This window comes from Nocardia pseudovaccinii NBRC 100343 (assembly GCF_001613225.1).
GTDB classification, from domain to species: Bacteria; Actinomycetota; Actinomycetes; order Mycobacteriales; family Mycobacteriaceae; genus Nocardia; species Nocardia pseudovaccinii.
On the sequence record NZ_BDBY01000353.1, the window covers coordinates 1 to 8,796 of the forward strand.

Here is an 8,796-nt window from a genome sequence, read left to right on the forward strand (position 1 = left end):
AGACAGAAGGGGGCCGCGAACACGCCGCGCCGCAGGTGCGGCAAATCAAACACAGTTACGTCGCGTCGGTGTCGATCGGCGGACGTTCGTTGTGCTCCAAGGGCTTTTCGAGCTTGGGCATCGGGTAGTCCGGCATGCCGCCGCCGGCGCCGAGCAGGTCCTGCTTGTCCGGGATCGCCTTCTCGAATTCGCGGAGGACCGAATCGTCGCCATTCAGAAGATGTTTGGTGACCATCTGGCGCGGCGACATCTGGCGCAGCTCGTTCAGATCGGCCAGCGGCTTACGCAGGTCCTCGAATTCCGGTCCGAGCTCCTGCTGCAGCTGCTGGGTCGCACCGCTCGCGTAGTCGCGAACCTTGCGCAGGCTCTGCGTGGTCCAGCGAATCGCCCCGGGCAGTCGCTCCGGGCCGAGGATCACGAGGGCGGCGACGAGGAGGATGACCATCTCGCCCCAGCTGATGTTGCTGAACACGAGTCCAGGCTACCTGGGCCGACGTAGCCGAGCCGCTTCGGATTCCATCCGCGGCTCAGTCCGATTCCAGTGTGACCGGCACGTCCACCTGCCTGCCATCGCGGATCAACTGCACGTTCACCGTCTCGCCGATCTTGCGCTGCTGCACGGCGACCACCAGCTCGTCCGGACCGGTCACCTCGCGATCGCCGATCTTCACGATGACATCGTTCTCGACGATTCCAGCCTTCGCCGCCGGTCCGCCGGGTTCCACATCGGCGACGGCCGCGCCACTCATCACATCGTTTGCGACCTGCTTGCTGCGGGCGCTGAGACCGATCTTCGGGTGGTGCACCTGACCGTCGCGGATCAGGGTCTGCGCGATATTGGTCACCATATCCACCGGAATCGCGAAGCCGAGGCCGACCGAACCGCCGGTCTCACTGCGGATCGCGGTATTGATACCGATGACCCGGCCCTCCATGTCGACCAGCGCGCCACCGGAGTTACCCGGATTGATCGAGGCGTCGGTCTGCACCGCGTCGATGACGGCCTTGGTGTCGCTGCCCTCACCGGAGAGCGCGACGGGACGGTGCAGGGCGCTGACGATGCCGGAGGTGACGGTCTTGCTCAGGCCGAGCGGCGAACCGATCGCCAGCACGTCGTCACCCACTTGGACGTCCTTGGACTTGCCCAGATTGGCGACAGTGAGATTCTTCACATCGACCTTCAGTACCGCCAGATCGGTCTTCGGATCGCGTCCGACGATATTCGCGGGCACCCGGCTGCCGTCGGAGAAGGTCACCTGAATGGCGGCCCGGTTCGACTTGTCCTGTGCCGCCATCGAAATCACGTGATTGTTGGTCGCGATGTAGCCCGCGCCGTCGATGACCACGCCGGAACCGGTCGCGCCGTTGTCGCCGACCGTGACCCGGATCGAGACCACCGAGGGCAGCACCGCATTGGCCACCTTGGCGATCAGGCCGTGCGGGCGCTCGATCTCGCCGGACTGCTCCAGGCTGACCTTGCGCGAGGTCAACGGGGACGTCGCCTCCGCGGTCAACCGGCCGACCAGTCCGCCGAGCACGCCGATGGCCAGCGCGACGGCCGCGAGCAGGGCCAGCGCCTTGGGCGCCACCCGAGAGCCGAAGAGCACCTCCCTGGCCGAGAGCTTCCGCGCCTGCGGCAGCGGTGCGGGGCGCGGGGTCGCGACGGCGGGTGCGCCGAGCCGGGCGGCGGCATCGGGATCGCGCCACGGATCGGCCGGACCGGCCACCGGTGCGCCGGTGTCGGCGGCGTCGGGATCACGCTGCAGGAGTTCGGTGGAGCCTTCGGGGCGACCGAAAGCCTCCGCGAGCACCGCGTCGGGCGGGCTGTTGTGCAGTTCCGGGCCGACCTGTGGCACGCCCGAACCGGTCGACTTGGGCTGCTCGCCGAACGAACCGGCCTGGCCCGAGGGGCGGCGGAACGCATGCGCCGTGTGACCGTCCACGTGGGGCCGGTAGACCGGGCGCGGTCCGAGTACCGGCGCGTCCGACGGCCTTAAATTTCCCCGGGGCGCCGAATCGTTGGTGTCGCCTGCGGAGGGCCGCGATTCCGACGGCCCGGAATTCGTCGATTCGGTGGTCACTCGGCAAACTCTACTTGCGCCACCAGGTTGTCCACCGGGTCGCGGTGAACGAATCGGTCAGAAATCCGAAAACCGCCTCGTTGCGGGGGCTTCCGGCGGGCGGCCGGGCGGCCGCGCTGGTTGCGCCGCCGGGCAGTTCGGCGAGCGGAATGCGGGTGAGGCTGTCATGCAGATCGGTCGGAATCGACACCTGACCGGCCCGGCGCAGCGCGATCCGCGCCTGCTGCTGTGCGTCGACCTCGGCCGCACATTCGGGGCAGACGGAAAGATGTTGGGCGGCACGCAGATAGGCATTCATCCGCAGTTCGCCGTCCACATAGGCCGCGATCGCCTCGCTGGCCAGATGCTCGGTGGGACGGAAACGGGGACGACCTGACGTGCTGGCGTCGCCACTCATTCGGTGCTCACCCTTCCAACCGACATCATCCACTCCTGCGCTCGACCGAACGGATATCCGGCCGTCGGGTGCGGTTCGGCTCGCGCCGGATCACCCCAGGTTCGCGTCAGCGGCGAACCGCTGCTCACTTCCATTATGCGCAAGGTAGTCGCGCAGTGCCTGACGGCCGCGGTGGATGCGGCTGCGCACGGTGCCGAGCTTGACACCGAGGGTCGCACCGATCTCTTCGTAGGACAGACCCTCGATATCACAGAGCACGACCGCCGCGCGGAACTCCGGAGCCAGCGAATCCAGGGCGGATTGCAGGTCGGGATCAAGGCGGGAGTCGTGATAGGCCTGCTCCGGGCTCGGTCCCTCGGCGGGCACCCGGTCGTAATCCTCGGGCAGCGCCTCCATCCGGATCCGGTTGCGCCTGCGCACCATGTCCAGGAAGAGGTTCGTGGTGATGCGGTGCAGCCAGCCCTCGAAGGTGCCCGGCTGGTAATTCGACAGCGAACGGAATACCCGAATGAAGGTTTCCTGGGTCAGATCATCGGCGTCCTGCGCATCGCCGGAAAGTCGGTAGGCCAGGCGGTACACCCGGTCGGCATGTTCGCGGACCAACTCGTCCCAGGACGGCATCGCGGAACGGTCGCCCGTCGCGTCGAAGGCCGCGGTGCCGGTCAGCTCGACTTCGCTGACGTCCTCGTCGTGCATTTCGGCCTCCGTCGGGAGAATTTGCGCCGCTTCCGTCGGGATAGCTTGCGCTGGCAGGGTGGCGAACTCGCGCGCCGCATCGACCATGTGGATGGTGATACCTCCTACTCGGGACCGTGGCTGCGGATCTGGTGGCGATCCGGGTCTCGGATCGTCACGTACGGTTACAACAGACGATCGGTATGTCGTTGTTCCCGCGCCCCCGTGCCGGACGGTCGGCTGGTCTTGCTTGCCCATACTCTTTCCTGCCTCGATATGCCGAGGGTGTGGAGATCCTGAGGGACACCTGAGAATCCGCCCCCGCCCCCGACAAACAATTAATCGCACGGCCACGGGATAACGCTTCACCGATGAGCCAAACTTGCGACTTCGTGCCCTAGATTCATAGGCGTGGCATCGAATCTGGAGCGAAATCTCTCCTACGTGGAGGAATCCGTCGTGGAAGACGAGGTCCTCGTCAGCGCGCGTGAGCGGGCCACTGAACTCGGCGCGTTACCCGTACCACCCTCGGTCGGCGCCCTGCTGAGCATGTATGCCCAGCTGCTCGGTGCGCGTGCGGTGGTCGAGGTGGGGACGGGCGCGGGGATCAGCGGGCTGTGGCTACTGGATGGCATGCGCGAGGACGGGACCCTGACCACCATCGATTCCGAACCCGAGCATCAGCGCGCGGCCAAGGAGGCATTCCGGACCGCCGAGATCCTGCCCGCGCGAACCCGGTTGATCAACGGCCGAGCCCTCGATGTGCTGCCCCGGCTCGCCGACGGCGCCTATGACCTGGTTTTCATCGATGCGGCCCCGCTCGAGCATCCGCAATACGTCACCCAGGCCGTGCGGCTGCTGCGCGCGGGCGGCGCGATCCTGCTGCACAACGCCCTGCTCGGCGGCCGGGTTCCGGACCAGACTCAGCGCGATCCGGCGACCCAGGCCGTGCGCGCCGCGACCAGGGCGATCGCCGAGGATCCCGAACTCACCAGCGTGCTGATCCCGGTCGGCGACGGTCTGCTCTGCGCATCTCGGGGCTAGTAACCGTCCGGCTATTCACAAGCGTTGGGAGCGTGCGGATTTCATTCGCCGTGTGCGGATTTCATCGCCGCCGGACGGGTATTCGAGCTGATGCCAGGTTCGACGACGGCAAGGTACGCCCATGGTGTGGGAGCGCGGATCCCAGATCCTAGAAATCGGCCATTTCGGCCACACGATCAAAGAGGGACGAGCACGCGGCGGTTGTCTGCTGCCCGCTCTCGGCTTTCTGATTTTCATCATGGTGCTGGCCGTGGTGGTGCTGTTGTGGGTCAGCAATGCCGATTTCGGCACCGAGCGCACAAAAGTTCCGCTGACTCCCGGTCCGTGCGAACCGTTCTGCACGGTCACCGTCGCGCCACCGGAACCGGGCCCGCGATAACCCTCGGAAATATTTCGCGCGAAACCGCCGCCGACTGGGTATCAAGGAGTAGAGGATGTCCCGGGAGTGGCGATCGGGGAGAGGTTCAGCGTGTTTCGCGACAACGATGATCGAGACCCGATCAACTGGGGCTGGTCGGCGATCTTTCTCGTGCTGGTGCTCGGTCTCGCCGTTGTGCTGATGCTATTGGTCGTCACCGCCGATTTCGGCGATAAGTCACCGGCCACGACAGTGCCGAAAACCCCCGGCGCCTGCGCGCCGTTCTGTCCGTCGAATCCGACGTAGTCAGACCCAGACGCCCTTGCCGACGGTCACCACGCCGCCGTTGCTGACCGCGAAACGATCCCGATCCCGATCCAGATCCACGCCGATGATCTCGCCCTCGCCGACGACCACGTTCTTGTCCAGAATCGCGCGCCGCACCACCGCGCCACGCCCGATCCGGACGCCGGGCATGATCACACTGCCCTCGACGGTCGCGCCGTCATCGACCATGACATTGGAGCTGAGCACCGAATTGCGCACGGTCGCGGCCGACAGGATGCACCCGGCGCCGACCACGCACTCCTGCGCGAGCCCGCCCTGCGCGAACTTGGCAGGCGGCAGATTCTCCGCCGCGCCGCGAATGGGCCAGTGCTTGTTATAGAGATTGAAGACCGGATGCACCGAGACCAGATCCATATGGGCCTCGTAGAACGCGTCGATGGTGCCGACATCGCGCCAGTAGCCGCGATCGCGCTCGGTCGCGCCGGGCACCTCGTTGTCGGCGAAGTCGTAGACCGAGGCCTCGCCCGCGGCGACCAGCGCCGGGATGATGTCGCCGCCCATATCGTGATCGGAATCGGAGTTGTCGGAGTCGGCCCGGATCGAATCCACCAGCACCTTGGTGGTGAAGACGTAGTTGCCCATCGAGGCGAAGGTGACGTTCGGGTCGTCCGGTGTGCCCGGCGGATGCGCGGGCTTCTCCAGGAATTGGGTGATCCGCCCGGACTCGTCGGAGTCGATGCAGCCGAAGGCACTCGCCTCGCTGCGCGGCACCCGGATGCCCGCGACCGTGACGCCCGCGCCGGAGTCGATGTGGTGCTGGACCATCTGCTCCGGATCCATCCGGTACACGTGATCCGCGCCGAAGACCACGATGTAGTCCGGATCCTCGTCGTAGATCAGGTTGAGCGACTGCATGATCGCATCGGCGCTGCCGGTGTACCACCGCGGACCGAGCCGCTGCTGCGCGGGCACCGGCGTGATGTATTCACCCGCGAAACCGGAAAGCCGCCACGTCTGCGAGATGTGTCGGTCCAGTGAATGCGATTTGTACTGGGTGAGCACGCACAGGCGCAGATAGCCCGCGTTGACGAGATTGCTGAGAACGAAATCGATCAGTCGATACGCACCGCCGAAGGGGACAGCTGGTTTGGCCCGATCCGCGGTGAGGGGGAACAGGCGCTTACCCTCGCCACCGGCGAGCACGATCCCGAGTACGTGCGGCTGGCTCCTCACACCTGCCAAACTACCGCGCGACGCGGGTACAGGTGGCCCATGCCAAAGTGAACGTCTAGTTTGAAGCCGTGAGTTTCGGCACGGGCGGTGGGGGTGCGGGGGCGGAAGCCGGCGATCACGACCGGCTTCGCGTTGCTATGTTGACGCGCGAATATCCCCCCGAGGTGTACGGCGGGGCAGGCGTCCATGTCACCCAGTTGGCTGCGCAATTGCGGCAGTTGTGCGAGGTGACCGTGCATTGCATGGGCGTGCCGCGCACGGATGCCGTAGTGCACCAACCGGATCCGATGCTCTACGCCGCCAATGCCGCGATGCAGATGCTGTCGGCCCAGCTGCGGATGGCCGATGCCGCGGGTGAGGTGCACGTGGTGCATTCGCATACCTGGTACACCGGGCTCGCCGGACACCTCGCCGCCACCCTCTACGGGATACCGCATGTGCTGACCGCGCATTCGCTGGAGCCGCGACGGCCGTGGAAGGCCGAACAGCTCGGCGGCGGCTACCGGCTGTCGTCCTGGTCGGAGCGCAATGCCGTGGAGTACGCCGACGCGATCATCGCGGTGAGCGAGGGCATGCGCCACGATGTGCTCGACGCCTATCCGACGATCGATCCGGACCGGGTTCATGTGGTGCACAACGGTATCGACGCGACCGTCTGGCATCCGGGACCGCCCGTCGGCGAAGCCCGCACGATCCTGGACGAATTGGGCGTGCGCAGCGACCTGCCGATGGTGGCCTTCGTCGGTCGCATCACCCGGCAGAAGGGGGTCGGGCATCTGCTCGCGGCCGCCCGCGAATTCGATCCGGAAATCCAGTTGGTGCTGTGCGCGGGCGCGCCGGACACCCGCGAGCTGGAAACCGAGGTCGCCGCGGCCGTCGTGGAACTCACCGAGGCGCGCGGCAATGTGTTCTGGGTGCGCGAGATGCTGCCGACCGAGCAGATTCGCCAGATTCTGGCCGCGGCCACGATGTTCGTCTGCCCCTCGGTCTACGAACCGCTGGGGATTGTGAATCTCGAGGCCATGGCGTGTGCGACCGCGGTGGTCGCCTCCGATGTCGGCGGCATTCCGGAGGTGGTCGTGGACGGCCGGACCGGTCGCCTGGTGCACTACGACGCGAATGCGCCGGAGCAGTACGAACGCAATCTGGCCGCGGCGGTCAACGAGGTCGCCGGTGATCCGGTGCTCGCCGCCGAATTCGGCGCCGCCGGACGCCACCGCGCCATCGCCGAATTCGACTGGCTGCAGATCGCCGCCCAAACCGTGGCGATCTACGACCAGGTTCGCAAGTTTTGACGTCGGAAGGTCGAGACCTGGACCGAGGCGGTCACCTCGAACGTGTCCGGTAGGCCGTCCAGGTGGTTGGTCGCGTGGTGGGCGGACGGGCCCATCGCCACCACGTTGCCGATATCGGTGCGGGTGAGCTTCATCGGGTATTCGACGACGGTGCGGTCTACCGCGTCGAAGTGGCCGGACATGGCGTCGGTGAGACGGCGATCCTTGTCCGGGTCGACCGTCACCATGCCGAGTGGGCCGACAAGCTCGGCCAGATGACGTGGGGTAGGTGTGGCGACGACGAACCGGCCGTCGGCGATGAGCACCCTGGCGACCTCGCTCGGATTACGAGGCGCGAATACCGAGACCACTCGATGCAGCGCACCGTCTCGAACCGGCAGTCCGCGCCAGGCGTCGGCTAGTACCGAGGCGGCACGCGGATGGGCGCGGGCACAGCGTCGGGCCGCGGGTTTGGCCACATCCAAAGCGATCCCGATGGCCGGAACGGCATCGAGTACCGCGGCCAGGTAGTACCCGGTTCCGGCACCGACCTCGAGTACAGCCGCGTCATCGAGCACCGGATCGTCGGCCGCGACGGCCGTGGCCACCGCATCGGCGATCGGCGCGAAATGTCCCCCGACCTGGAACGCGGCGCGCGCGTCCAGCATCGCCGAGGTATCGCCGGTCATTTTCGTCGACGCACCGGTCAACAGACTGACATAACCCTGTTTGGCGATGTCGAAACTGTGCCCGTGTCCGCAGCGCAACGCCCGATCCCGCGACTCCATTTCCGAGCCGCATTCCGGACAGGCCAGCAGACCGGCCACATCAGCGAGTGTGGGATTAGCTGGTGACACTCTTCAGTTCGTCACCGAGCGCTGCCGCTTCATCCGGCGTGAGCTCAACGACCAAACGCCCGCCACCCTCGAGTGGAACCCGCATCACGATTCCACGCCCTTCCTTGGTTGCCTCGAGGGGACCGTCCCCGGTGCGGGGCTTCATGGCCGCCATCCTCTGCTCCCTCCAGATCTGCGCGATATGCTGCGCACTTTCTTGGAACTCCAGTTGTCACCAACTAGTGAGCTCGCCGGCATTTGGCGAGCTACACCCGTCCCATTCTTCCCTATCGCCGGAGTGGACGGATACCTGAGTTCGAAATGTGACCGCTCGGCCTGTGTTGGGCCGTCCTCCCTAGACCCAGCAATCGGCCAAGTGGTCGTCGACCATTCCGGTCGCCTGCATGAGCGCGTAGGCCGTTGTCGGGCCGACGAAGCGGAACCCGCGCCGCTTCAATTCTTTTGCCAGAGCTATGGATTCGGGGGTGGTCGCGGGCACCTCGGTAATCGCGCGCGGCCTCGGCCGGGCGGCCGGTGCAAAGGACCAGATCAACTCGTCGAGTCCGATATCGAGGTCGGCGGCCACCCGGGCGTTGGCGATCGACGCTTC

The 8,796-nt window shown here is 66.3% G+C and carries 12 protein-coding genes; 4 read left to right on the plus strand and 8 right to left on the minus strand.

The window, feature by feature from the left end; translation table 11 throughout:
• Positions 1-55 precede the first annotated feature (55 nt).
• The 4 genes from tatB to sigE form a co-directional block, all read right to left on the minus strand.
• Positions 56-472 carry a Sec-independent protein translocase protein TatB gene (tatB, locus tag NP3_RS38495; protein ID WP_063046642.1) on the minus strand — a complete coding sequence of 139 codons (417 nt, stop codon included), beginning with the start codon at positions 470-472 and terminating at the stop codon, positions 56-58.
• Between the two features lie 55 nt (positions 473-527).
• Entirely contained in the window at positions 528-2,081 is a 1,554-nt protein-coding gene (locus NP3_RS38500) for a trypsin-like peptidase domain-containing protein (RefSeq protein WP_063046643.1), read from the minus strand.
• A gap of 10 nt (positions 2,082-2,091) precedes the next feature.
• The gene (locus NP3_RS38505) at positions 2,092-2,478 is read right to left on the minus strand and encodes a zf-HC2 domain-containing protein (protein ID WP_040695126.1); all 387 of its coding nucleotides are present in this window, start codon (positions 2,476-2,478) and stop codon (positions 2,092-2,094) included.
• A gap of 90 nt (positions 2,479-2,568) precedes the next feature.
• Positions 2,569-3,174 (minus strand): RNA polymerase sigma factor SigE, encoded by a 606-nt coding sequence (gene sigE, locus NP3_RS38510; RefSeq protein WP_063046647.1) that lies wholly within the window; start codon positions 3,172-3,174, stop codon positions 2,569-2,571.
• Positions 3,175-3,564: 390 nt separating this feature from the next.
• Between sigE and NP3_RS38515 the strand changes: the two genes are divergently transcribed.
• The 3 genes from NP3_RS38515 (at position 3,565) to NP3_RS38525 (ending at position 4,861) form a co-directional block, all read left to right on the plus strand.
• A complete protein-coding gene (locus NP3_RS38515) occupies positions 3,565-4,197 on the plus strand; it encodes an O-methyltransferase (RefSeq protein WP_371856482.1) in 633 nt (210 codons plus the stop codon).
• A 121-nt stretch (positions 4,198-4,318) separates the two neighbouring features.
• On the plus strand, positions 4,319-4,576 hold the full coding sequence (locus tag NP3_RS38520; RefSeq protein WP_063046644.1) for a hypothetical protein: 258 nt from the start codon (positions 4,319-4,321) through the stop codon (positions 4,574-4,576).
• Between the two features lie 90 nt (positions 4,577-4,666).
• A complete protein-coding gene (locus tag NP3_RS38525; RefSeq protein WP_040695099.1) occupies positions 4,667-4,861 on the plus strand; it encodes a hypothetical protein in 195 nt (64 codons plus the stop codon).
• On the opposite strand, the gene glgC is transcribed toward NP3_RS38525, so the two are convergent.
• Entirely contained in the window at positions 4,862-6,076 is a 1,215-nt protein-coding gene (glgC, locus tag NP3_RS38530; RefSeq protein ID WP_040695098.1) for a glucose-1-phosphate adenylyltransferase, read from the minus strand.
• A 137-nt stretch (positions 6,077-6,213) separates the two neighbouring features.
• Here glgC and glgA point away from each other — a divergent pair, with 137 nt between their 5' ends.
• Positions 6,214-7,371, plus strand: coding sequence for a glycogen synthase (gene glgA / locus NP3_RS38535; protein ID WP_063046646.1), 1,158 nt, complete (start codon positions 6,214-6,216; stop codon positions 7,369-7,371).
• Here the strand turns inward: glgA and NP3_RS38540 are convergent.
• The 3 genes from NP3_RS38540 to NP3_RS38545 all read right to left on the minus strand — a co-directional run.
• Positions 7,347-8,177 (minus strand): putative RNA methyltransferase, encoded by an 831-nt coding sequence (locus NP3_RS38540; RefSeq protein WP_174566306.1) that lies wholly within the window; start codon positions 8,175-8,177, stop codon positions 7,347-7,349. The genes glgA and NP3_RS38540 overlap by 25 nt on opposite strands.
• Before the next feature lie 16 nt (positions 8,178-8,193).
• Complete coding sequence (locus NP3_RS47330) at positions 8,194-8,361, minus strand: DUF3117 domain-containing protein (RefSeq protein ID WP_011211259.1); 168 nt, start codon at positions 8,359-8,361, stop codon at positions 8,194-8,196.
• A 180-nt stretch (positions 8,362-8,541) separates the two neighbouring features.
• Positions 8,542-8,796: DNA-3-methyladenine glycosylase I (locus tag NP3_RS38545; RefSeq protein WP_174566307.1), on the minus strand; the 255-nt coding region annotated here is incomplete at its 5' end.

Bases quoted from the DNA above. Each gene is read 5' to 3' on its own strand.
- NP3_RS38505 (WP_040695126.1), bottom strand. From the start codon at position 2,478: ATGAGTGGCGACGCCAGCACGTCAGGTCGTCCCCGTTTCCGTCCCACC.
- sigE (WP_063046647.1), bottom strand. From the start codon at position 3,174: ATGCACGACGAGGACGTCAGCGAAGTCGAGCTGACCGGCACCGCGGCC.
- NP3_RS38520 (WP_063046644.1), top strand. From the start codon at position 4,319: ATGGTGTGGGAGCGCGGATCCCAGATCCTAGAAATCGGCCATTTCGGC.
- glgA (WP_063046646.1), top strand. From the start codon at position 6,214: ATGTTGACGCGCGAATATCCCCCCGAGGTGTACGGCGGGGCAGGCGTC.
- NP3_RS47330 (WP_011211259.1), bottom strand. From the start codon at position 8,361: ATGGCGGCCATGAAGCCCCGCACCGGGGACGGTCCCCTCGAGGCAACC.